Origin of the sequence: Flavobacterium sp. N1994, from assembly GCF_025947145.1 — a bacterium.
GTDB lineage: Bacteria > Bacteroidota > Bacteroidia > Flavobacteriales > Flavobacteriaceae > Flavobacterium.
In genome coordinates this window covers 1,117,327-1,143,515 of the sequence record NZ_CP109999.1, presented here as the reverse complement: position 1 = coordinate 1,143,515, position 26,189 = coordinate 1,117,327, and the positions used below count along the sequence as shown (strand labels likewise).

At 39.8% G+C, this 26,189-nt stretch carries 15 protein-coding genes and 1 tRNA gene; 9 read left to right on the top strand and 7 right to left on the bottom strand.

The features are described from left to right. Nucleotides 1-23 precede the first annotated feature (23 nt). The gene (locus OLM53_RS05195) at nt 24-1,136 is read right to left on the bottom strand and encodes a bifunctional methionine sulfoxide reductase B/A protein (RefSeq protein ID WP_264521985.1); all 1,113 of its coding nucleotides are present in this window, start codon (nt 1,134-1,136) and stop codon (nt 24-26) included. A 163-nt stretch (nt 1,137-1,299) separates the two neighbouring features. Here OLM53_RS05195 and idi point away from each other — a divergent pair, with 163 nt between their 5' ends. The 9 genes from idi (at nt 1,300) to OLM53_RS05150 (ending at nt 8,443) form a co-directional block, all read left to right on the top strand. Beyond that, on the top strand, nt 1,300-1,827 hold the full coding sequence (idi, locus tag OLM53_RS05190; protein WP_264521984.1) for an isopentenyl-diphosphate Delta-isomerase: 528 nt from the start codon (nt 1,300-1,302) through the stop codon (nt 1,825-1,827). 2 nt (nt 1,828-1,829) lie between these two features. After that, nucleotides 1,830-2,240, top strand: a complete 411-nt coding sequence (locus OLM53_RS05185; RefSeq protein ID WP_264521983.1) for a 6-pyruvoyl trahydropterin synthase family protein — start codon at nt 1,830-1,832, stop codon at nt 2,238-2,240. Continuing rightward, nucleotides 2,240-2,689, top strand: a complete 450-nt coding sequence (locus tag OLM53_RS05180) for a peroxiredoxin (protein WP_264521982.1) — start codon at nt 2,240-2,242, stop codon at nt 2,687-2,689. Before OLM53_RS05185 ends, OLM53_RS05180 begins: the two co-directional genes overlap by 1 nt. Before the next feature lie 21 nt (nt 2,690-2,710). Continuing rightward, nucleotides 2,711-3,673 carry a type I phosphomannose isomerase catalytic subunit gene (locus OLM53_RS05175; RefSeq protein ID WP_264521981.1) on the top strand — a complete coding sequence of 321 codons (963 nt, stop codon included), beginning with the start codon at nt 2,711-2,713 and terminating at the stop codon, nt 3,671-3,673. 55 nt (nt 3,674-3,728) lie between these two features. Continuing rightward, nucleotides 3,729-3,995, top strand: a complete 267-nt coding sequence (locus OLM53_RS05170; RefSeq protein ID WP_264521980.1) for a hypothetical protein — start codon at nt 3,729-3,731, stop codon at nt 3,993-3,995. Between the two features lie 78 nt (nt 3,996-4,073). Next, nucleotides 4,074-4,150: transfer RNA gene (locus OLM53_RS05165), tRNA-Thr, on the top strand. Between the two features lie 150 nt (nt 4,151-4,300). Next, on the top strand, nt 4,301-4,780 hold the full coding sequence (locus OLM53_RS05160) for a nucleoside deaminase (protein WP_264521979.1): 480 nt from the start codon (nt 4,301-4,303) through the stop codon (nt 4,778-4,780). Between the two features lie 16 nt (nt 4,781-4,796). Next, complete coding sequence (locus OLM53_RS05155) at nt 4,797-6,200, top strand: FAD binding domain-containing protein (protein WP_264521978.1); 1,404 nt, start codon at nt 4,797-4,799, stop codon at nt 6,198-6,200. Next, nucleotides 6,197-8,443 (top strand): xanthine dehydrogenase molybdopterin binding subunit, encoded by a 2,247-nt coding sequence (locus OLM53_RS05150; protein WP_264521977.1) that lies wholly within the window; start codon nt 6,197-6,199, stop codon nt 8,441-8,443. The genes OLM53_RS05155 and OLM53_RS05150 overlap by 4 nt, the downstream gene beginning before the upstream one ends. A 100-nt stretch (nt 8,444-8,543) precedes the next feature. Here the strand turns inward: OLM53_RS05150 and OLM53_RS05145 are convergent, their stop codons facing one another. The 6 genes from OLM53_RS05145 to OLM53_RS05120 all read right to left on the bottom strand — a co-directional run bounded on the left by OLM53_RS05145 (nt 8,544) and on the right by OLM53_RS05120 (nt 26,170). Further along, complete coding sequence (locus OLM53_RS05145) at nt 8,544-9,878, bottom strand: DUF6986 family protein (RefSeq protein ID WP_264521976.1); 1,335 nt, start codon at nt 9,876-9,878, stop codon at nt 8,544-8,546. A gap of 40 nt (nt 9,879-9,918) precedes the next feature. Next, complete coding sequence (uraD, locus tag OLM53_RS05140; protein ID WP_264521975.1) at nt 9,919-10,767, bottom strand: 2-oxo-4-hydroxy-4-carboxy-5-ureidoimidazoline decarboxylase; 849 nt, start codon at nt 10,765-10,767, stop codon at nt 9,919-9,921. 6 nt (nt 10,768-10,773) lie between these two features. After that, the gene (locus OLM53_RS05135; protein WP_264521974.1) at nt 10,774-12,108 is read right to left on the bottom strand and encodes a urate hydroxylase PuuD; all 1,335 of its coding nucleotides are present in this window, start codon (nt 12,106-12,108) and stop codon (nt 10,774-10,776) included. 87 nt (nt 12,109-12,195) lie between these two features. Continuing rightward, nucleotides 12,196-13,215 carry an allantoicase gene (alc, locus tag OLM53_RS05130; protein ID WP_264521973.1) on the bottom strand — a complete coding sequence of 340 codons (1,020 nt, stop codon included), beginning with the start codon at nt 13,213-13,215 and terminating at the stop codon, nt 12,196-12,198. Beyond that, entirely contained in the window at nt 13,197-14,522 is a 1,326-nt protein-coding gene (gene allB, locus OLM53_RS05125) for an allantoinase AllB (protein ID WP_264521972.1), read from the bottom strand. Before allB ends, alc begins: the two co-directional genes overlap by 19 nt. A gap of 146 nt (nt 14,523-14,668) precedes the next feature. Next, the gene (locus OLM53_RS05120) at nt 14,669-26,170 is read right to left on the bottom strand and encodes an MBG domain-containing protein (RefSeq protein ID WP_264521971.1); all 11,502 of its coding nucleotides are present in this window, start codon (nt 26,168-26,170) and stop codon (nt 14,669-14,671) included. Nucleotides 26,171-26,189: the final 19 nt, after the last annotated feature.

Below are 26,189 nucleotides of genomic sequence, written 5' to 3'. Positions count from 1 at the left end.
CCCGAGCAATCGGGACTTTTTTATTAGTGTTTCTTTTTCAATCTCTCTTTAAAGACTTTCTCAAATTTCTCTAACTTCGGCTGAATCACCATTTGGCAATACGGCTGATTTTTATTGTTTTGATAATAGTTTTGATGATAATCTGCTGCAGCATAAAACGCTTTGAACGGCTCAACGACAGTAACTATTTTGCTACTATAAACATTTTTTGAGTTCAATTCGTTGATGATACTTTCAGCGGCTTTCTTTTGTTCTTCGTTTTTGTAAAAAATCACAGAACGGTATTGCGTACCCACATCAGCACCTTGTCGATTCAAAGTGGTTGGATCATGAACGGTAAAAAAGACTTGAAAGATTTCATCCAAATTCGTTTTGGTTTTATCATAAGTAATTTGAACTACTTCAGCGGCGCCAGTGCTTCCAGTGCAAACTTCTTCATAACTCGGATTTTCGACAGTACCGCCAGAAAATCCAGAAACTACTTTTTGAACACCATCTAATTGTTCGTATACGGCTTCAACACACCAGTAGCAACCCCCACCAAGGACTATGGTTTCGGTATTTCCTTTACTTTCAATAGATACAATTCCATCTGGAACAAAATCTAAAGAAATGGCATTCATACAATAGCGTTTTCCTGTAGGCTCAGGACCATCATCAAACAAATGGCCTAAATGACTATTGCATCTTCCACAAAGGGCTTCTGTACGTTGCATCCCAAAAGAATTATCATTTTTAAAAACAATACTTTCTTTATTGTCTTGTTCAAAAAAACTTGGCCATCCACAACTACTAGTAAATTTTTGGTTCGATTTGAATAATCTCAATCCGCAAGCGGCACAATAATAAGTTCCTTTAGTTTCTGAATTCCACATGGTTCCAGTAAAAGCTCTTTCAGTATCTGCTTCTCTAGCTACAGCATACAAATCAGGAGATAATACTTTTTTCCATTCGGCATTAGATACATTTAGTTTTTTGGTATCAGTATTAGAATAATAAGGATTGTTTGGTTTAGAAATTACATTTTCCATAGCAGTGGTTTTTGTTGTTTTAGTTTGAGTTTTATTGTTTTGTCCGCATGCTGTTAACATAAACATCGGAAGCAAAAGTAAATAGTTTACAATGGATTTTCGCATAGTGTTTGTTTTTAAATCTGATACAAATTTACACCACATATACGGGACAAAATGTCAAGTAGATTACAAATTACCGCTATTTAAGGAAAGTTTAACGGTTGTTCAAAATGGATACTACAGAAGGCTTATTTTTTTTCGTATTTTTGAGCGTTTAATAAAAGCTATGACAGAAGAACAAGTAATCTTGGTCAACGAACAAGATGAACCCATTGGGTTGATGAATAAACTCGAAGCACATGAAAAAGCGGTTTTGCATCGCGCCTTTTCTGTTTTTGTTTTAAATAGTAGCAATGAAATCATGTTACAACAACGAGCCCATCATAAATACCATTCCCCTTTATTATGGACCAATACTTGTTGCAGTCACCAAAGAAAAGGAGAAACTAATATTCAAGCTGGAACACGCCGTTTGTTTGAAGAAATGGGTTTCAAAACTGAACTCAAAGAGTTATTTCATTTTATCTATAAAGCCCCATTCGATAATGGTTTGACGGAACACGAACTTGATCATGTGATGATTGGGTACTATAATGACGAACCCATAATTAACGAAGAAGAAGTAGAAAGCTGGAAATGGATGAAAATTGAAGACGTGAAAACTGACATGATTCAGAATCCTAACATATACACCGTTTGGTTTAAAATCATATTCGACGAATTTTATCATTACCTTGAAGACCATAAACTTTAATTATGAAAGTAACCGTATCTAGAAAAGCACACTTTAACGCAGCACATCGTTTGTATCGCAAAGATTGGTCGATGGAACAAAACGACAAAGTTTTTGGCAAGTGCAACAATCCCAATTTTCACGGACATAATTACGAGTTAATCGTTTCGGTAACTGGAGAAATTGACCAAGAAACAGGTTTTGTTATAGATGTGAAAATCCTATCCGACTTAATCAAAGAACACATAGAAAACGCTTTTGATCATAAAAATTTAAATCTAGATGTTTCCGAATTTGCTGATTTAAATCCAACTGCCGAAAACATAGCGGTCGTTATTTGGCAAAAACTTCGAAACTATATTGATGTCAATAAAGAGTTGGAAGTTGTTTTATATGAAACGCCCCGAAATTTTGTAACCTACAAAGGCAACTAATGGCACTTAAAATTGGAGACAAAATCCCTTCATTTACTTCGATAGATAGTAAAGGAGATTCATTTGAGATAAAAGATTACTTAGGAAAACCAATAGTGATTTATTTTTATCCAAAAGATGACACGCCGGGTTGCACTATTCAAGCCTGTACTTTTCGGGATAAGTATGAAGATTTCAAATCGTTAGGAGCCGAAGTTATTGGTATTAGTAGTGATAGTTTGTCATCCCATCAAAAGTTTGCTTCTCGATATAAGCTTCCTTTTATTTTACTTTCTGATTTTGACAAAAAAATAAGAACACAGTTTGGCGTTCCTAATGATTTTCTAGGGTTAATTCCAGGAAGAGCCACCTATGTTATTGATAAAAATGGTGTTGTTCAGTTAATTTTTGATAGTACTTCGTCTAAAATTCATATCGAAAAAGCACTCGAAATTCTGAAAAGAATGTAAGTTTGCTGAAAATCATTCCCAATGAAATTATATCCTTTACAATTTGAACCCATCTTAAAAGAAAGAATTTGGGGTGGAACCAAATTAAAGACTTATCTCAACAAACCTATCACTTCTGATATTACTGGTGAAAGCTGGGAAATTTCTACTGTTCAAAATGATGTTAGTGTTATTGCCAATGGAGCATGCAAAGGAAAATCTCTTAATGATATACTTACTGATTATCCTGAAGCTGTTTTGGGAACTAAAGTTTATGCCCAATTCGGGAAACAATTTCCATTGTTATTTAAATATCTTGATGCTCGAGAAGATTTATCCATTCAAGTGCATCCTAATGATGAATTAGCCAAAAAACATCACAATTCGTTTGGTAAAACTGAAATGTGGTATGTAATGCAAGCTGATGCTGATGCTAAATTAATTGTAGGTTTCAAAGAAAAATCATCCCCAGAGGAATTCATTCAAAATCTTAACAATAAAACTGTATTGAGCCTTCTCGACACAAAAAAAGTAAAACAAGGAGATGCTTTTATGCTAAACACAGGAACGATTCACGCTATTGGAGCAGGAACGGTTATTGCAGAAATTCAACAAACCTCTGATATTACTTATCGCGTGTATGATTTTGATAGAGTAGATGCCAATGGAAATACTCGGGAATTACATATCGATTTGGCTTTAGAAGCTATGAATTATAATGTAGTTGAAGCGCAACGAACCTACTCTAAAGTGACTAATGTTTCCAATGAAGTAGTGAATTGCCAATATTTTACGACTAATGTTATTCCGCTTGACGGAAAGGTAACAGTTACAAAAAACAAACAATCTTTTACAGTTTATATGTGTGTGGATGGAAGCTTTAAATTAACTGTTGATGCTCAAATTTTCCACTATCAAAAAGGAGATACGGTTTTAATTCCAGCCTCTTTAACTGATTTTGAGCTTTCTGGATTAGCTACTATCTTAGAAATTTATATTTCGTAGTTGGAGTTCTAAAGATTTAATGTAATTTTGCACCAAATTTTAAAAATAAAAGAAAATGCCAAGTGTTAAAAATTTAAAGAAAGATATTAACTTCGTATTAGGTGATATTATTGAAGCAGTTTACATCTATGAAATGACAACTTCAGGAAAACCATCTGATAAAACAAATGCTCTTATTGATGAAGCTATCGCTTCTTTTGACGGTTTGATAGCTAAAGTTAATGCTAAAAATGTTGAAAATAAAAAAGCGCATTTCAAACAAATCAATGCCGATTTAGAACAAACTGCTAATCAATTGGTTGAAAAAATCAACGCACTTTAATAAAATAATTTCAGAAAAAAGTTCACAAATATTTTGGAGAATTAATTTTCACTTCTATATTTGCAGAACAATTACGCCGCCAGCGTAGCTCAGTTGGCTAGAGCAGCTGATTTGTAATCAGCAGGTCGTGGGTTCGAGTCCCTCCGCCGGCTCCAAAAAAGGAAAACGAAAGTTTTCCTTTTTTTTATGGTATAAAATCAAGCTTTCCCAAATCCTGTTTTCAAAAAAACTTTTTTGTAAACCATTTCTATTCGTATCTTTATTGGCTTCAAAATTTTGAAAAGATAAAATAGTAGAATAAAAATATGTGCTCAACAAAACAAAGTGAATTTATGACGGAAGCGATTCAGCTTTCTATAGAAAATGTAAAATCAGGGAAAGGCGGACCATTTGGTGCAGTTATCGTTAAAGATGGAAAAATCATCGCACACGGAGCCAATAGTGTAACATCAACCAATGACCCAACAGCCCATGCCGAAGTGGTAGCGATAAGAAATGCTTGTGCAGCATTAGGAAGCTTCCAATTAGACGGTTGTGAAATATATACCAGTTGCGAACCTTGTCCTATGTGTTTAGGAGCTATTTATTGGGCGAGACCAGACAGAATGTATTTTGCCAATACCAAAAAAGATGCTGCTGATATCAACTTCGATGACCAATTCATTTATGAGGAATTAGAATTACCTTATCAAAATAGAAAATTAGAAACCATTCAAATGATGAATGAAGAAGCATTAGAAGCTTTCAAACTATGGTCAGAGAACATCAATAAAATAGAATATTGATTGCTAAAAAATCTTTATGATTCAATTTATATTAAATAACCAACTCATCAAAACCGACAAGCCAGCAAGTACTACTCTGCTGGATTTTGTTCGTTATGAGGAAAACTTACGCGGTACAAAAATCGGTTGTCGTGAAGGGGATTGCGGAGCTTGTACTGTTTTAATCGGGACAATGAAAGAAGGAAAACTTGAATACATGAGCGCCACTTCCTGCTTAACTCCATTGCCAAATGTTCACGGGAAACATGTCGTTACTGTAGAAGGGTTGAATCTCCCTGACAAGCTAAACCAAGCTCAACAAGCTATGGTGGATTGCTCCGGGACACAATGCGGTTTCTGTACACCAGGTTTTGTCAATTCGATGTGTGGTTATGCTTTGACTTGTGGTGAATCAACTTTAGAAAGTGCCATCAGTGCTATCGATGGAAACATCTGTAGATGCACAGGTTATAAAACCATCGAAAGAGCTTCGGCAAAACTAGCTGAGAAACTAAAATCCAAAGACCAAGAAAATCCAATGGCATGGTTAGTTGCCAATGAGTTTGTGCCTGATTATTTTTTGAATATTGAAGAGAGAATAAAGACGATTCAAACCAATGAATATAAGTCGAATGGGCAAATACCAATAGGTGGAGGAACTGATTTGTATGTTCAAAAGCATGACGAATTGCACAATGTCGATTTGGATTATTTATTCGATAAAGAGCATCTTAACGGAATTTCTTTCTACGGAAATACCTGCGTTTTAAAATCATCAGTAACTGTCACCGATTTAATAGAGAATAAAACCTTATTGGATGCTATTCCAAATTGGTATCATTACCTCAAATTATTGTCATCGACACCCATTAGAAACATTGCTACCATTGCTGGAAATATTGCTAACGGTTCACCAATTGGGGACTTTACGATTATTCTTTTAGCGATGAAAGCGCAATTAACATTGACCAATAAAGCTAATGAAACCAGAAAGGTGATGCTGAAAGATTTCTATCTAGGCTACAAAACTTTAGATAAGAAAGCAGACGAAATCATCAGTGAAATCGCTTTTAAATTACCAACTAACGGAACGAAATTCAACTTCGAAAAAGTCTGTAAAAGACAATATTTGGATATTGCCAGCGTGAATTCGGCCATCACAGTATCCAGTTTTGAAAATAGTATTACCGAAGCTCATGTTTCTATGGGTGGAGTAGGACCAATTCCGAAATATTTAGCGAAGACCAGTGAATTTTTGGCAAACAAAACTATCACAGTTTCAGTTATAAAAGAAGCGGAGCAGGTACTCCAAACCGAATTATCACCAATAAGCGACGCGCGTGGTACGGAAGCCTACAAAAGATTATTGGGACGCCAATTGTTCTTCAGTCATTTCATCACACTTTTTCCTGAAACCATTAAAATGGACGACCTGATATGATAAACATAGACGCACACAATCACGTAAAAGGAAAATCCATTTACCTTGATGATATTCAGGAAGTAAACGGAACTTTATATGCACTTCCGTTCGATTCAACCGTGGCTCATGCTAAGATTAAGAGCATTGATTTTGAAGCGGCTTTAAATCACAAAGGAATCGTTTCTATTCTAACCGCCAAAGATGTCACCGGTTTAAACCAAATAGGAGGTATTATTCCAGACGAACCTTTATTTGCCGAAGATGAGGTGCACTTTCGTGGACAAGTAATTGCATTAATTGTTGGATCTACTGAACATCATTGCCGACAAGCAGCTAAATTGATTAAGGTTGAATTCGAAGAACTTCCAGTCATTGTTGACCCACGGGAAGCACAAGCCAAAGGGAAATTAATCGTACCACCAAGACAATTTAAATTAGGAGATACTGAATCCGCTTGGTCTCAATGCGATCATATTTTTGAAGGCCGAAGCGATGTCAACGGTCAAGAACATTTATATATAGAAACGCAAGGTGCTTACGCTCGACCCAAAGAAGACGGAAGCATTATCATATCTTCCTCAACTCAAGGACCAACAGCCGTTCAAAGAATGGTGGCTCAGGTTTTGGGAATCCCGATGCACAAAGTTGAAATCGATACGGTTCGACTAGGCGGAGGTTTTGGTGGAAAAGAAGACCAAGCGACACCTTGGGCAGTAATGGTAGCTTTAGCTTGCCAGATTCTGCATAAGCCGGTAAAAATGTCAATGCACCGAATGGACGATATGCGCATGACAGGAAAACGCCATCCGTATTCTGCCGATTTTAAAATTGGTTTGGATAAAAACTATAAAATCATTGCCTACGAAGTAACGCATTTCCAAAACGCTGGAGCTGCAGCCGATTTGTCTCCAGCAGTTATGGAAAGAACCTTATTCCATTCCACCAATTCGTATTTTGTTCCGAATGTGATTGCGAAAGCTTACAGTTGTAAAACCAACTTGCCACCCAATACTGCTTTTCGTGGATTTGGCGGACCTCAAGGAAAGTTTGCTATTGAAGCGGCTATTGTAAAAGCAGCGGAGTCTTTGGGAGTTAGTCCGGCTGTGATTCAGAAAGCCAACTTGGTTAAGGATGGTGACGAGTTATCGTATGGACAGATTTTACAACAAGTAGAAGCTACTAATGCCTGGGAAACCTGCATGAAAAACTATGATTATGAAGGTCAAAAAAATAGGGTAGAAGCCTTTAATAAATCCAATACCCGATTCAAAAAAGGATTAGCGATTCAGCCGATTTGTTTCGGAATTTCGTTTACCAATACTATGATGAATCACGCTAGAGCATTGGTACATATCTATCACGATGGAAGTGTTGTGGTCAGTACGGGTGCAGTAGAAATGGGGCAAGGGGTTAATACCAAAATGCTACAAATTGTAGTCCAGACTTTCGGAATCAACGCTGATAAAGTCCGCATAGAATCTACTAACACCTTACGCGTTGCCAATACATCTCCAACTGCCGCGAGTGCTGGAGCCGACCTAAACGGTAAAGCGCTACAAATGGCTTGCAACAATTTATTGGAACGATTAAAAGCAGTAGCTCAAAAAGAATACACCGATCAAATCATCGAGCTCAAAGACGAAATGGTTTTTGCTAATGAAAGCAAAACGGAAATGAGTTGGAAGGATTTAATTCTGAAAGCCTTCACCCAACGTGTCGCTCTTTCTGAAAACGCTCATTATGTCACGCCTACCATTCATTATGATAAAACCAAAGAAAAAGGACATCCGTTTGCCTATCATGTCTACGGGACTTCCATTCACGAAGTAACTGTCGATTGCCTTAAAGGAACCTACGAATTTGATAGTATCAATATTGTTCATGACTTCGGGAAAAGTATGAATCCAACGATTGATAACGGTCAAATAGAAGGCGGATTAGTACAAGGTATTGGCTGGATGACGTTAGAAGAAATTGTCTATAACGATCAAGGAAGATTACTATCTAATGCCTTATCGACTTATAAAGTGCCTGATATTTATTCGGTACCAAAGCAAATCAACATACAACATCTTGAAACCGAAGGCCACGAATTAGCCATCAAAAAATCAAAAGCAGTAGGCGAACCACCCTTGATGTATGGTATTGGAGCTTACTTTGCGATACGAAATGCAGTAAAAGCCTTCAATCCAAATGCTGATTTGGTGGTTAATGCACCGTATACTCCAGAAAAAGTTTTAATGGATTTGTATCGAAAATAATAATCAAATTTTGAACCTTATTTATATAAAAAGCCGCATCAGTCTGATGCGGCTTTATTTTTTTGTCTAATAAGTCTAAAAATCTAATAAGTCTAATTATCTATTTCCCAGCTCTATTTTCTAATATTTTCTTGAAAGAACGTCCTCTGATTTCCTCTAAAGTCAGTCCAGTTGCCAATACTTCTTCTTCGGTAATTGCACCGCTGTTTAAGGCTCTAAGGAAATAGTTTAATAATCCTTGTCCTGTAGCGGCATCATCAAATACATCTCCGATTAGCGTAGCACGCGCTGCTTTTTCAACAAAGGTTTTTAAGCGGTCAACGGCATCATCATAACTCTCCAAAAAGAACGCATACACCGCTGCATAACGCATAGGAAATTGTGCCGGATTCAAATCCCAACCCTGATAATAGCCATTCCATAACGAATGACGGATATGGTCGTAGCCTTTTTTCCAAGCTCTGTGCACCACTTCTCTATTTTCTTTTTCTTGTTGAGGTGTCAAGTCTCCTCTATGTGGTCCGATAGGCATTGTGTTTGTGGCACCATCGCTTAACCAGATGCCAGTATGTGCTAAAGCTACTTTAGTTACGTGATGAGCAAAATCGCAAACAGGGTGATCCATTTCTTGGTATTTCGCCGTAATACTGCAACTTGCTGTATAATCATAGGTTCCAAAATGCATCGCAATACATCTTCCTTGAGCGGCTTTTATAAATCGGTATAACGGATTGGTTCCCGCAATATCCATAATAGCTTGTGTGGTTTCGACCATCATTTCCATTTTCAGAGATCCTTTGGCTAAGCCTAATTCTTCTTCCAAAATAGTCATGAAGTTGGCTAGTGTTTCTGGTTGCTCTGGGATAGTCACTTTGGGTAACATTACGACGAAATTGTCTGGTAATTTACCTCCGGTTTCTTTTACTAAAGTTGAAATAAAAATATCTAAGGTTCGCAATCCTCTTTCTTTCATTTCTTCAGTAAAAGGTTTGATACGAATACCAATGAATGGAGAAAGCGTTTTATCTTTCATTCCTTTTGCTACTTCTTTGGCTGTTGATTCAGCCGTCGCATCTTCTTCTTCATTGCTTCGGTTGCCGTAACCATCTTCAAAATCAATACGGAAATCTTCAATGGCTTCCGATTTTAATTTGGCCACGACCTTATCATAAATTCTCTTACTGAAATCATTGCCACCATTTAATCCAAAAGCTTTTCCAAAAACTTCGTGGTTAGGGGCATAGGTTTCTAATATCTCCAAAGCTCTTTGACCCAATAGGATAGGAGCGTCCGATTTGAAAAGGTTAGCACCACCATAAAGGGTATGCACCGGCTGACGATCACTTCGGTCTCCTGGATATATTTCGTTGAAAGTCGAATTGGCTTTGCTTAAACTGTTGAACAATTGTTCTTTTTTATTACTAGGAATAGTCATCTCTATTATTTTAAATTTTGAATTATAAATTTTAAATGAATTAGCTGCCTCTGTACGTACTATAGCCAAAAGGATTAAGCAGAAGCGGCACATGATAATGCGTTTCATCAAAAGTGCTGAAAATGATTTCTACTTTTGGGTAAAAGGTTTTGGTATTGGTTTTTCCGTAATAACTTCCCGTATCGAAAACCATTTTATAGGTATCAGGTTTCAGATTTTTGTCTTGTGGCAATAAGTCTGGAATTCTACCGTCATTATTAGTAATCCCTTGCGCGATGGTTTGCCAAATAGTATTTCTAAAAGCTTGTAATCTGATGGAAATGTCTTTGCCTGGAATTCCCGTTGCCGTATCTAAAACGTGGGTCGTGATTTGGCTTACCTTCAAGAAACTGAAATCCCCATCAGGGAGCATCTTCTTGAAACGGATGATGGAAATCTTTTGTTGTTCGCCCATAGCAATGTGCAATTCTTCCTCGGCGGTATTTTGCAAGCGGTCATTTAATAAGGCTAACATTTCATCAGCTGATTTTCCAGTAGCACAGACAATGAAGATAAATCCGTTTTTAGTTTCATAATCGGAATTGGCTTTCGCCAAATGCTGTATCGTTTCCTGAGTTGCCACTGCTACTCCAGCTTGTTCTTTACCAGCAAACTTTTCAGTAAGACTTTTAACATCGCCAATTTTCGGATGATGCGTAAACGATTCTCTCCAATCCGCTTCAGTACATTCGTCATACCATATTTGGGAAGACAAATCCACCAATTGTTTTTCAGAAGCAAAAGGGAAATGTTTCATCATTCCATCTGCCCATTGGTTTGAACCACAACAAGCGAATAGCTCTTTTCTAGCCGATTCTTTATCTAAACTATTAAATGCAGTTAAATTCATAACGTTTTATTTTAGGCTCGCACCTTGTTCAATCCAACACCGAATCATATTGCGTTCTTCTTCAGTAATGTTGGTTTTATTATTCTGAGGCATCGTCTTGGTAATGACCACGCGTTGCATAATCAAATCTTTCTTATTGAAAATATCTTGAGGTGTATCGTATTTCACGCCATTCGGAGCCGTTTTATAAACATCATCCGTAGGGTTAGAGGAGTGGCATTGCACGCAACGTTTCTGAACAATCTCCTGAACTTCCGCAATACTAACTTCTTTTTTGCATTCATAAGGATTAGTACTGGGCGCCGAAATAAAGCAAGCTGCCAAAAGAATTACAACTGAAACCGGCAAAATCCATACGTTGAGTTGGTTCTTTTCTTTTAAGTTCAAATAGTGTTTCACTCCAGCCGCACCTAAGGAGATAATCCCCAAAATCAGCCAAGGATACTCATACCCAAATGTAGACGGAAAGTGATTGCTCACCATCACGAATAATACCGGTAACGTAAAATAGTTATTGTGTAACGAACGCGCTAACGCTTTTTTACCCAAACTAGGGTCTAACGGAATACCCAATTTGGCACAACGCACCATTTCTTTTTGTCCCGGAATAATCACAAAGAACACATTGGCCACCATAATGCCACCAATCATCGCACCAAAATGAATATAAGCGGCACGTGCACTAAACACATGGCAATAAAACCACGCAAAGAATATTAGGAATGCAAATCCCACTAAAGCAAAAGCCAATTGGTTTTTGATTAAGGAAGACTTACACATGCGGTCGTATATCAACCATGCTACTACAAACGAACTTACTCCAATTAGAATTCCTTGTAAAGCGGTAATGTCTAAAACATTCTTGTCTATTAGGAACGCAGAAGCATTGAAATAATACACTACAAACAACAAGCAAAAACCAGAAAGCCAAGTAAAATAGGCTTCGTATTTGAACCAGTGTAAGTGTTTGGGAATTGTTTTTGGCGCGACTTTGTATTTCTCTAAATAATAAAAACCCCCTCCGTGAACCGCCCAAAGATTTCCAGCCAATTCGTCGCGAACATCTTCTGTTCTGTTCAAGGCATTTTCCAAGAATACAAAATAGAACGATGCCCCAATCCAAGCAATTCCGAAAGTAATGTGCATCAACCGAATGACGATATTCAGCCATTCCATCATATGACTTTCCAAAGGAGTGCCTTGTACTAAAATGTAAGTATTGACCAAAATCCCGACAATCATCAACAACATTCCAGCGTAACAATAATTCAAGCTAGTGTTTCTGATGTCTTCATCGCCTTGCAGATTCTTCTGCGATTTTCCTTTGAGGAAGCTCGGCATTTTATAAGAGATGTAGCCCAACGTAATCAATACGCTGAAGTAAATCACATATAAAACGATTAATATAAAGGTATTGATGACCACTTGTTAACTGATTTTACCAAACAATCTCAAACGACTAATACCTCCGTCAGGGAAGATGTTCATTCTAACGTGAGTTATTGCAGGATGGGTGTTTATTTCTTTTACATATTCGTGCTCGTTATCGGCACTTAATTTTTGTTGGGGTAGCAAGGTCTGCCAATTACCATTATGGATAACATCAGCATCATTGTCGCTTACGCAGAATTCTATCGAACAACTATCAGGATAATTGCCTTTGAAATGACAAGTGTCCACCACAATTTTCTCGACGGTTCCTTTGTGAGCTAATTTTAAAATCACCCAGTCGCGATTGTTTGGTGTTCGATTTCTTTTGGTTTCCCAGCCGTCTCCCATATTGGCACCACGATTAGGCATAATCAAATTACTCATAGCACTAAAGAACATGTCATTACAAGCAATCGCTTGACCACCATTAATAGCTGCTGCTAAATCTAGTGTTTCAGAAGTAGAGACTGCATTCCAATTTTTGAATACTTCTCCGTATACTCTAAATCTTGCTACACCACCATCAGGGTATATGTGTAAACGTAAATGAGTAAAGATTTCGTCACTTTGACATTCGTAAAAGTTTTGAGAACCTGCATCCAAATGTGATTTTGGTAGAATTTCTTTCCAAGCTACATTTTCCCAATCGGTTATTCCATCTGCATTAGCCAAATTAACTGCTTCAATAGAAGCATGAGGTGGATGATTGCCCAAAAAGAAATTGGTATCAATATCAAAACCCCTAATTTTTCCTGAAGTGGCTAATTGAATAACAGCCCAATCGTGTCCTGGAGTTCTTTTCCGTCTACTTTCCCAGCCGTCCATCCATTTGCCTCTGTCTGTGTATTTATCGGTAATAAAAATGCCTCGTGTGGGTAGAATTAAGTTTTCTTTTTCCGCAAAAAAATCATCGGTAGCATACAATACTTTTCCACCTAGGCGCTCTGCTGCTAAATCAGTTAGTGCTGTAAATGCTGGTGATTCTTTGATAATCTCGGTTACTTTTGCAAAAGCCATTGTCCTTTATTTTTGTTTTGTATTGATTTATTTTGAAAAACGGTAGTGCCATTTACTATCGTTTCTAGCACTTTTCCGTGTAAGTTTTGTGCAATATATGGACTTATTTTATATCTGAAAAATACGTCTTCAGCTTTTACTAAATCGATTTCGTTGGGATTCCAAATTACAATATCAGCATCGTAGCCTGTTTTAAGTTCTCCTTTGCTTTTAGATTTGATGAAATGTGCTGGTTTTGAGGTTACTAAAGGAATGAATTGTTCCAATGTCACAGTATCTTTCATAGCCGTCCAAGAACCCGTCAAAAGAAACTGAATACCAGCAATGCCACCCCAAGCTTTTTTCAGATTGCCACTTTCCATTTCTTTTATGTTGGGTGGAGCAGGTGAGTGGTCTGTTGTAATAAAATCTAAAACACCAGAACCAAAAGCTTGTTTCAATTGATCATTGTTGGCCTTTTCTCTTATTGGTGGGGCACATTTGTATATGCAATTGGCATTGGGAATAGTTTCGGCATTAAAGAAAATATATTGCGTACAGGTTTCGGCAGTAATCGGTAACCCTTCTTTTTTGGCTGCTTCGATTTTGGTTAATGCTTCCGCAGAGGCTACATGAACAATATGAACAGGGCAGTGGTGTTTTCGACACATTCTGATCATTAAGTCAATTGCATCATTCTCCCATTTTTTAGGTCGGCTCGCCAAATAATGTTGGTAGCTTGTTGGATTATTTTCAAAATCACAGTCGATTTCAGTATCGTATAATTCGCAATGTGCTAATAACGGAATATTGTGTTTAGCAATAATGGGCATCGCCTCATCTAAATCTTTTTCGGTCACATTGGGAAATTCATCTATGCCCGAATGCGTAAGAAAACATTTAACCCCTACCACACCAGCTTGAATTAAATCTTCTAAATGAACTGAATTACCTGGAATCAATCCAGCATAAAAGCCCACATTGACATTCATTTTTCCTTTTGATGCCTCTAGCTTTTCATTAAAAGCATTTAAGGTTGTTGTCACCGGACTCGCATTTAAAGGCATGTCGATAATGGTGGTAGAACCTCCGGCTGCTGCGGCTTGAGTGGCTGTTTCAAAACCTTCCCATTCGGTTCTTCCGGGTTCGTTGATATGAACATGTACATCAATAACACCTGGCATAATTACGGCATTGCCATAATCTTCAGCAGTATCTAGCCTTTCCAAATGAATGGCAGTAATGGTTCCGTTATCAAAACAAATGGAAGCGGGTTGTAATTGATTGTTAACCCAAACGCGTTTGCTATATAGTATTCTTTCTTGCAAGACTTTCTTTTTTTAATTACGAACCTACAAATATAGATTTAAATTGAAAATAAGGAAGTGATGATTTTAGTTATGTTTAGTAAAAAATAAAAGCCTCTAACTTTCGAAAGAGGCTTAAACAACTTAAATAAAAAAACTCTTATTTTTTATTCGTCTTCAGCTAATTGTGTTTTTATTTTCAATTTTTTATCAATTTTTAGAGACGTTCTTTGGAACAATACCTTTTTAGTTACCATTGCACCGTCTTCTGAAGTGATTTGAACCAATAGAACTTCATCGGTACCCCCTCCATTCATAGTAGTATGGTTAGCGTTAATCCCCTTTTTTTCTTCAATCAATCGACCTCTAATATCAAATATTTTTACAGATGACATAATGGTGCTTCCTGAATCAATTGTTAATGCATTGTTTTGATTATAGATAATCACATTATTACTCGTAAAGACAGCATGTTGTGTTCCTAATGTGGATTGGTAAATAATTTCAAAACGATTTGTAAAAGTTCCCACATCTGAAGTAAAAGCATAGGGCCCAGTACTTAAATTATTTATTGTATTCGTAAGGTTATCTTTTAAATAGATAGATTGTGTTCCTCCACTAAACAAACCTGCCGTATGATCTATAGTAATGGTATAATTACCCGCGACGGTAACTTTATAAGATAAAGGAACGATATCTGAATCTTGAAAATCTGGTCGCCCTTGAATTGAATATTCATCGGTTCCTATTAAACTAGTTAGATAAAAATCGGGATTGATATTTTTCCCATCAATACCTCTATCCTCGGCCAATGTTCCTTCTGAACTATAGCCTACAGCCATTTGACTAAAAACACCTGTATCGGTATTCAAATTCAACCAATACAATCCATTAGTTGAAGAAGCTACAGTAGGTTGTGACGCTCTAAAAAATTGGTCTCCATTAGAACTTCTTCTCATACTATTAGTAAAGGTTATGTTCGAACCACTAGTGGTTCTTATAATAAATCCTTGTCCAATATTAAGGGCCCAATTGGCTTCATTTCCTGGATTGAAATAATTATTCCCATTAGTTACACTATTTGGGTCCCCATTTGAAACAAAAGCTGTTTTTGTGAGTGTAGAATAAGAACCATTAGAATTACCATTCGTTTTTCTCCAGATATATATTGGTCCACTAATATTAGAATTTCCATCTATAAAGTCTTTAACATTAAGTCTTGATGGATAAGGATTTCCAACAGCATTATATCCAAAAGATGTTCCAAACGTAATATCTCCATTGTTAGGAATCCCCGTAAAACTTCCATTCCAAACGGTGGCTGTTGTAGGATGATCCCATGGCACTCTTATTAAATAACTTTTTCCATTGACAAATTGAATATTGTTAGTATCTGTTCCATTAACTCCATTTGGAGAAACCAATGGCGAAGGATACTGCAATCCTGTCAAATTAAAACCGACAGCGTTATTTAACTGATTAGTAGCTGTGTCATAGTAATAAAAACGATTAGGCAATGTAAAGGGTGAAAAAGCATACAGCCCCTGACCAGTAACAGGAGAAGACCATAAAGTATAATCCAAACGTTTTAAAGCAGATGAGTTACGCTTAACAACAATATTGCCAGAATTGGCTACTGTAGTATTTTGTATTAAATTAGCCGTATTACTTAAGGTAAAAGTACTTCCGGAATCAACAGTCAATTTACCATTCAACGTAACATCAAATCCAGGGGATACTGTCACCACTGCATTATTGATTAATCGAAGTGAACAAGCTGAAAAATCAGCATTTATTATGGCTGTAGCACCATCAAAAATAACCGATTTTGAAATACTCGGACTTCCATTAGACCAAGTTATTCCTCCATCCGTTGAGGTAGTAGCATCAATAACAACAACAGCAGAACCAGTATTTCCAGTTCCTACACAACCATTAGCATCGGTAACAGAGATCAAGTTATACGTGGTAGTACTAGTTGAAGAAATCGAAATATTGGAACCACTAGTATAATTACTTACACTTCCCGAAGTATAAACAACAGTGTATGGAGAAGTCCCTCCTGTAATGGTAACTTGTAAATTCGTTGAACTAGCGGAACAAATAGCTGCAGTGCCTGTTATAGATGCTGCTGTAGAGCCTGACCTAACAGTAATAGTTCCAGTTGCATTTACAGTGCCACAACCTCCTGTTAATGGAATACTGTAGTTAAAGGTTCCTGAGTTACTTGGCGTACCGCTAATTGTAATTGTATTACTAGCCCATGCTGCTGTCACTCCGGTTGGTAAACCTGTTGCAGTTCCTATTCCGGTTGCACCAGTAGTGGTATGTGTAATTGCTGTTAAAGCTGTATTGATACACAATGTTGGAGTACTTGACCCTGCACTTGCTGTTTTGTTTGGGTTAACCGTAATAGTACCTGTAGCATTTACAGTTCCACAACCACCTGTTAATGGAATACTGTAGTTAAAAGTTCCTGAGTTACTCGGTGTACCGCTAATCGTTATGGTGTTACTAGCCCATGCTGCCGTTACTCCAGTTGGTAAACCTGTTGCAGTTCCTATTCCTGTTGCACCAGTAGTGGTATGAGTAATCGCTGTTAAAGCCGTATTGATACACAATGTTGGAGTACTTGACCCAGCACTTGCTGTTTTGTTTGAGGTAACTGTAATAGTTCCAGTAGCATTTACAGTTCCGCAACCTCCAGTTACTGGAATAGTGTAGGCAAATGTTCCTGAAGCTGTTGGTGTCCCACTAATAGTAATGGTGTTGGTAGCCCAAGCAGCCGTTACGCCTGTTGGAAGCCCTGTAGCTGTTCCGATTCCGGTAGCTCCTGTAGTAGTATGAGTAATAGCTGTTAAAGCTGTATTGATACATAAGGTTGGAGTAGACGATGCTGCACCTGCTGTATTAGCTGGTGTAACAGTAATAGTTCCAGTTGCATTTACAGTGCCACAACCTCCAGTTAATGGAATAGTGTAGGCAAATGTTCCTGAAGCTGTTGGTGTCCCACTAATAGTAATGGTGTTTGTAGCCCAAGCAGCCGTTACGCCTGCTGGTAAACCAGTAGCCGTTCCTATTCCTGTAGCACCTGTTGTTGTATGCGTGATAGCTGTTAAGGCTGTATTGATACAAAGTGTTGGTGTGCTTGAAGCAGCACTTGCTGTCTTGTTTGGTGTAACAGTAATAGTACCTGTAGCATTCACTGTACCACAACCTCCAGTTACTGGAATAGTGTAGGCAAATGTTCCTGAAGCTGTTGGTGTCCCACTAATAGTAATGGTGTTTGTAGCCCAAGCAGCTGTTACGCCCGCTGGTAAACCAGTAGCCGTTCCAATGCCTGTAGCACCTGTTGTTGCATGAGTAATAGCTGTTAAAGCTGTATTGATACATAAGGTTGGAGTAGACGATGCTGCACCTGCTGTATTAGCTGGTGTAACAGTAATAGTTCCAGTTGCATTTACAGTGCCACAACCTCCAGTTAATGGAATAGTGTAGGCAAATGTTCCTGAGTTACTTGGCGTACCGCTAATCGTTATAGTGTTATTTGCAAATGCTGCTGTTACACCTGTTGGTAAACCTGTTGCAGTTCCTATTCCGGTTGCACCAGTAGTTGTATGAGTAATCGCTGTTAAAGCGGTATTGATACATAAGGTAGGTGAACTTGAGGCAGCACTAACTGTTTTGTTTGTTGTTACTGTTATAGTTCCTGTAGCATTAACAGTTCCGCAACCTCCTGTTAATGGAATAGTGTAGTTAAAGGTTCCTGAGTTACCCGGTGTACCACTAATTGTTATAGTATTACTAGCCCAAGCAGCCGTTACGCCTGCTGGTAAACCAGTAGCGGTTCCTATTCCTGTAGCACCTGTTGTTGTATGAGTGATAGCTGTTAAAGCTGTATTGATACATAAGGTTGGTGTAGATGATGCAGCACTAGCTGTCATAGCCGGAGTTACGGTAATAGTTCCTGTAGCATTTACAGTACCACAACCTCCTGTTAATGGAATAGTATAGGTAAATGTCCCTGAATTGGTTGGTGTACCACTGATAGTAATCGTATTAGTAGCCCAAGCTGCAGTTACACCTGTTGGTAAACCTGTAGCCGATCCAATTCCGGTAGCTCCTGTAGTTGCATGAGTGATAGCGGTTAAAGCTGTATTGATACATAAGGTTGGTGTAGACGATGCAGCACTAGCTGTCATAGCCGGAGTTACTGTAATAGTTCCTGTAGCATTTACAGTACCACAACCTCCAGTTAATGGAATAGTATAGGTAAATGTCCCTGAATTGGTTGGTGTACCACTAATGGTTATCGTATTAGTAGCCCAAGCTGCAGTTACACCTGTTGGTAAACCTGTAGCCGATCCAATTCCGGTAGCTCCTGTAGTTGCATGAGTGATAGCGGTTAAAGCGGTATTGATACATAAGGTTGGTGTAGATGATGCAGCACTAGCTGTCATAGCCGGAGTTACGGTAATAGTTCCTGTAGCATTTACAGTACCACAACCTCCTGTTAATGGAATAGTATAGGTAAATGTCCCTGAATTGGTTGGTGTACCACTGATAGTAATCGTATTAGTAGCCCAAGCTGCAGTTACACCTGTTGGTAAACCTGTAGCCGATCCAATTCCGGTAGCTCCTGTAGTTGCATGAGTTATAGTGGTTAAAGCGGTATTGATACATAAGGTTGGTGTAGACGATGCAGCACCAGCTGTTTTATTAGGAGTTACGGTAATAGTTCCTGTAGCGTTTACAGTACCACAACCTCCTGTTACCGGAATAGTATAGGTAAATGTCCCTGAATTGGTTGGTGTACCACTAATTGTAATCGTATTAGTAGCCCAAGCTGCAGTTACACCTGTTGGTAAACCTGTAGCCGATCCAATTCCGGTAGCTCCTGTAGTTGCATGAGTGATAGCGGTTAAAGCGGTATTGATACATAAGGTTGGTGTAGACGATGCTGCACCAGCTGTCATAGCCGGAGTTACGGTAATGGTTCCTGTAGCGTTTACAGTACCACAACCTCCTGTTAATGGAATAGTATAGGTAAATGTCCCTGAATTGGTTGGTGTACCACTAATAGTAATGGTGTTTGTAGCCCAAGCAGCCGTTACGCCCGCTGGTAAACCAGTAGCGGTTCCGATACCGGTAGCTCCTGTTGTTACATGCGTGATGGCTGTTAAAGCCGTATTGATACAAAGTGTTGGTGTGCTTGAAGCTGCACCTGCTGTATTAGCTGGTGTTACGGTAATAGTACCTGTAGCATTAACAGTACCACAACCTCCAGTTACTGGAATAGTATAGTTAAATGTCCCTGAAGCTGTTGGTGTCCCACTAATAGTAATGGTGTTTGTAGCCCAAGCAGCCGTTACACCTGTTGGTAAACCTGTAGCAGTACCAATGCCTGTTGCTCCTGAAGTTGTATGAGTGATAGCGGTTAAAGCAGTACTGATACATAAGGTTGGTGTGCTTGAGGCAGCACCAGCAGTCATAGCCGGAGTTACTGTGATAGTTCCTGTAGCATTAACAGTACCACAACCTCCTGTTACCGGAATAGTATAGTTAAATGTCCCTGAAGCGGTTGGTGTTCCACTAATTGTAATCGTATTAGTAGCCCAAGCCGCAGACACTCCTGTTGGAAGTCCGGTAGCCGATCCAATTCCGGTAGCTCCTGTAGTTGCATGAGTGATAGCGGTTAAAGCAGTACTGATACATAAGGTTGGTGTGCTTGAGGCAGCACCAGCAGTCATAGCCGGAGTTACTGTGATAGTTCCTGTAGCATTTACAGTACCACAACCTCCTGTCAAAGGAATGGTATAGCTAAATGTACCTGAAGCTGTTGGTGTTCCACTAATAGTAATACTGTTGGTAGCCCACGCAGCCGTTACGCCCGCTGGTAATCCAATAGCCGTTCCAATGCCTGTAGCACCTGTTGTTGTATGCGTAATAGCTGTTAAGGCTGTATTGATACAAAGTGTTGGTGTTGATGAAGCTGCGCCAGCAGTATTATTCGCTGTAACTGTTAATGCCCCATCAATATAAGAAATGGAATAATTGGCTGCAGTAAATGATACTCCTGTTGCGGCTGATGGTGTTATACTATAACTGCCGGCGGCAGCGGCTGAACTCGCTCCTAATGACGTTAAAGTAACACTACCTATTGTTTCCCCATTTTGCAGTCCAGAAGATGTAAATGCAGTAGTTCCAAAAGTATAAGTTGTACCAAAACATTTAGAAGCATTGTTGGCTGTAATGGTTAATGATGCAGTTGTTACACTCAAATTATTAGTAACATAATTTATAGTGTAATTGCTCAACGTAGCTGTTCCACTTGTTTTTACAAAGACACTTGGCGATACAGCTCCGGTATAAGTTCCTACTGCTGATGTGGCGATGTTACCACTAGTATAAGCAAGGGTTACTGTTCCTGCTAAAGTCTCTGAGTTTTGCATGCCTGTAACACTCAATGGTGATGCACCTGCGCCTGGCGTTAAGGTAGCTCCATAAATATGAGTAGCTATGTTTGCCGTCACCGTTAAAGCCGCGGTGGTAATTGTTACAGCACCATTGGCTGCACTAAAACTATAGTTAGTAGCGGTTAAGCCAGTAATTAATGGTGTAATAGTTACCGAAGCTGTAGCTGCTGCTGTAGTAGGGGTATACGTAGTGCTGTAAGTTGCTAAACCTCCTATTACTGAGGATGTTTCACTATTCACAAAACCAGTAGCTGTATAAGTACCAGCACCGGTAACGGTTGCTACAGCAGTACCATAAGAAACAGTTTGGTTTACAGCGGTAATTGTTAGTGGGGCTTTATTGATGGTAAGCGTTGCGCTCGTGCGGACAGCACTTGTGCATCCGGTAGTAGTATTTCTAGCTTGGGCATAAGCAGTATAGGTACCAGCATTTATTCCTGTCGGTGCATAAGTTAGTGTTCCCGATGCAAGTAATGTACCTCCAGTAGCAGCATCATACCAATCTATGGTAGCTCCAGCACTCGCTACTGCCGAAACGGTAGTGGCATTAGCAATACCTGTATAGGTTTTGCTATTACCAGTTGCTGACGTTACTGTTGGTAATGCCAATATAGTTTGTGCAGCAGAAGTAAACACGGTATTTCCCGGACCTACGCCTCCGCCATTATTACCAAACCAGGAAATGCCTTCATACACTATATCAAAAGTAAGGTTATTGGTTCCGGCAGCTAAAGCAGTGGTATAAGCACTTCCTGTATTATTGGATGCCGTTATGGTAAAAGTATAGGTAGCAGTTTGTCCCGGAGCCAAGTTATTGGCACTGGTTCGCACATTATAGTCCGCCCAGTTGGAGCTATTTGTATTCCATTTTACCCCAATGTTAATCGTACCAGAACCATTTGTTCCATCCGTCCAGGTGGCTGTTCCAATATTTTTGATTGTTACCGTTATATTTCTTGTTTCACCTGAACACCAGCTGGTTGAACCTAAATTGGCTGATATAATCTGGCTTTTATAAGTAAGTTGTTTATAGGTTATAGCAACTTTTCCACTACCGCCTGCACCTCCTGATCTAGTACTAAAATTAGCAGTTGCCCCGGCACCGCCGCCGCCACTATTGACTGCTGCTGAAGCACCGTTTGCATTGTTTGTTGATCCGTTAGCGCCAGCACCTCCTCCGGTAACTGCGCCACCGCCTGCAGTTCCTGTAGCAGTGTTACCATTTGAACCGGTACCTGCACTACTACCGCCACCTCCGCCAGAAGTACCTCCATTACCTCCAGCCCCTCCGTAATAGGAAAATGGTGCAGTAGCCCCAACGTTTCCAGTACTGATAGCTGAAGCACCTGCTGCACCGCTACCACTTGAGCTTAAACCTCCGTTGCCGCCTTTTGCTAACACGGTCGTGGTGGAACCAAACCAACTGTCTCCTCCTGTTCCTCCTGTCCCTGTACTACCAGTTCCTCCTGCCCCTACAGTTACTGTGTAGGTTGTATTAGGAACAACTGTTATGGCAGTATTTTTAACATAAGCTCCTCCGGCTCCGCCACCTCCAGCTGCTGAGATAAAAGAAGAAGCGCCACCTCCAGCACCTCCAGCACCCCAGGCTTCTACCGTAACACTGGTAACACCAACTGGTGCAGTCCAGGAGCCTGTAGCAGTAATAGTTGTGCTTGCTTCAGTTGCAATGACAATAGTAGCCGTGTTGCCGCTACTAATCGTGCTGCTGCAGGTTGCTGCATTTTTTATGGCCGTAATGGTAATAGTGGTATAACCTGCTGTTGCCAATGCAGATGTTGCAAAGGTTCCTGTACCAGCTACTATCGAAACACTTGCGGTGGAACCGGTTGCTGTGTTATCACCGGTAAGATTATAGGTAACGGTGTAAGTACCGTTAGCCAAACTTGTTGAATTGATGGTTACTGTTGAGGTACCTCCGGCTACGGGGTTGGTTACCCCAACACTAAAATTGGATATATCCGGCGATGCATTGACTGTTAGGGAACCATCTGCATAACTAATGTTGTAGTTGGTCAAACCCGTACCTGTTGCATTAGCGGCAATAATAGGGTAAGTGCTTGCATTAGAAGAAGATGCAGATCCGGCACTTGTTAAAGTAACACTGCTTACAGTATTCCCATTTACCAATCCACTTGTCGAAAATTCGGTACCTGAAAAAGAAAATGGGATACCAGCGCAATTCGTTTGATTATTTGCTGTAATGGTCAGTGCTTTTGTAGCAACTGTGCCACTGTAATCTATATAAGAAATATTGTAGTTGCTTTCCAAAAAACCTCCCGTACCAGTTGCTACAGATGGCGTAACGGTATAGGCAGCGTTTGCCGCAGTAGTTGCTGAAAGTCCCGCTGAATCTGGTGTAAGCGTTACACTGGTGAGGGTTTCTGAGCCGACAAGGGTTCCTGCAACACTAAAATTAGTAGTGCTAGCACCCGCTGTTAAGGTAGTACCATACGTTTTGGATGGACCTGTAGCCGTTACTGTTAATGCTATTCTGTTAACTATCACACTAACTGTGGTTATAACTGTACTATAATTCGCAGCATTTGTTGGTGTGAAAGTAACTGATTGACTTGTTGTTCCTGCATTTGGCGCAGTGGATGGTGTGGTTAAGGCAAATGTTCCTGCCACACTTGCTACACCGCCACTCAAAGTTGAAGCTGCCAACGTTTGACCATATGTAATTGCTGTGGCAGTTGGCGCAGTGGTAATAGTTGGAGTAGTTCTTGTATCACTACCTGCTGTTACATTACCTGTTATACCCGTAGTGAAGAAGGTGTTGGTTTTGTTTGTTGCACTTGTAGCGGCAACTGCCCCCCAAGTACCATTAACAGTTCCTACCCCCCCAACTGTTAAACTACCTACAGAAATATTAGCATTCGTTACACTTGCTGTAGCGGACCCTGTAGGCGCAATAGAAAGATTACCTGACGTAAGTGTGCCACTTGCTGCAGTACCTATGGTTTTTGCTCCAGATCCAGAAAGGGTTAGGTTATTGTAAGTAATAACTGCTAGCGTTTGATTGCCTGCAGCATTATAATTTACGGTACCTGTGCCTGCTGTAAATGTCCCTCCTGTTCCGCTAATCGGAGTTGGAGTTGCTGAAAGGGTTAGTGTACTCGACCCTCCGTTAAGCGTTCCAGCTGTTCTGGTCCAAGTTCCCGTAAATGTATGTGATAAGCCTGCGCCCAGGTTCAAAGTGCCGCCTGTTCCATTAATAGTCAACCCTCCACCGTTTACATTACCTGCAAAAGTAGCTGTTCCGGCTGTCTTTGTCATAGAAACGGTACCTGTAGTGGTGAACCCGTCTATGGATTGAGTAAGCGATGTCCCAGCAATGGTTACACCGCCAGAACCACTTGTTAATGTTCCACCGTTGATAAAATCTCCATGAAGTGTAATAAGATTAGCACCAGGCGTTAATGTAGCCCCCGTGTTGATATTCAAATCTACGTTGGTATTGTTACCCACCTGTACAGCTCCAGGAGTAGTGATAGCTCCCGTATTTTTTATAATGATACCTCCGGTGGCAACAAAAGGAGTAATCCATTCTTTAGAAGTTGCAGTGTAGGAAGCTGGTTTATTGTATTGAAGGGTAGCATTTGCTCCATAAGTAACTACTCCTGATGTGACAGAAACCGTTGCCGTGCCTTCCAAAGATAAAATTCCGTTCACAGTTGGTGTGGTGGCAAATGTTTTTGCTAAAGACCCTGATAAAGTAAGATTGTTGTAGGTAGTTACCAAGCCGGTTTGTGCAGCGCCAGTATAGTTTACTGTATTACCAGCAGCTGAAGCGGTTAGCGAACCAGTTACGCTCCCCCCGATATTTAATATCCCTGTTGCACCCTGTGTTAAAGCAGCAGTTAAAGTAAGTGTTGTATTGGACGTTATTGTGCCGTTGTTGGTGTAGGAGCCTGTAAACGTCACTGTTGGAATTGCCAACGCAGTTGCCCCACTGATTGTTTTTGATGCTCCTGAAAACGTATGCGTTCCAGTATTGGCGGTAAAAGTAGTGGCATCATTTGTAAAATGGCCGGCAAAGGAATAAGTAGAGACGCCTGTTTCATTCCAAACGCCACCTGCATTAATATCTACATCTCCAGTAAAAGTTTTAGCACCAGTACCAGCTAATGTAAATGTACCGGTTACTGAAGTGACGCCGGTTACCCCAAAAGTAAAAGTGGCACCGGTATTTAAAGTACCTCCGCTATCAATGGTCAAGTCACTTGCTGTTGCATTGGCTGCTAAGGTAACCGTATGACCGTTTCGTATGGTAACCAAATCATCGCTACTGTTTGGTACGCTGGTGGCCGTTACCCAGTTAAGTCCTCCGTCGGTAGATTCCTGCCAGCTAGCCGCTGTGCCCCAATTAAAAGTAGTTGCATTACTTCTAAACTGTTTTGCGGGCCTAAGTGCAATTATTTGCCCCCCAATTCCAGAGGAAATAACACCTGCAATATTTCCGGCACCAGTTGAACCAGCCGTAGCCTTGGTAGCCCAAGCTGCACCAACAGCACCTGAAGTTCCTGTACCAGGGCCAAAGTCATATAAACTATTAGATAATGATGCCGGAGAAGTGGTGGTAAAAGCACCAAAGTTGGCATTGGTGGTGGTGGTACCTCCACTTGACATTCCAAACATTAATACGGCCGCATTGGAAGTTACTGTTGTAACAGCCGTAATTGAAGCCAATGAGGTTGAGGCGGTATTACCTGAAGTAGTAAATGTACTAGTTGGTGTTACATCAAAAGGGGTTACCGTATTTACTCCAGAAAAAGCAACAATCGCACCTACAAAAGAATTTGCTGCCGTTGTAGAAAATGTATAGGATGCAGGCTCCGCAGCAGTGGCTACCCTGTACAACAAGGTGCCAAATAGCTTGTTATTACCTCCCAGCGCACCAGAACTTATAGCCGTCCAACTCGCATTAGTGACAGCAGCGGCTGATTGAGGGCTCTTATAAGTTGCAAAGTTTGCAATCATCACATCGCCCGCAACAACACCTGTTGGTACATTAATGGTAACTGATGTGGTAGTTGCTGAGGCTGTAGTAGCCGTTCCTCTTAACGCAATCTGCGCACTTATTCCTTGCGCACTAAAAACTAAAAGAAATAAAAATAAAATCCTAAGCATCCTATTTTTAGGTATAGCCGAAAAATTGTGTGTTGTGGTCATTGTACTGTATTTAGTTTGA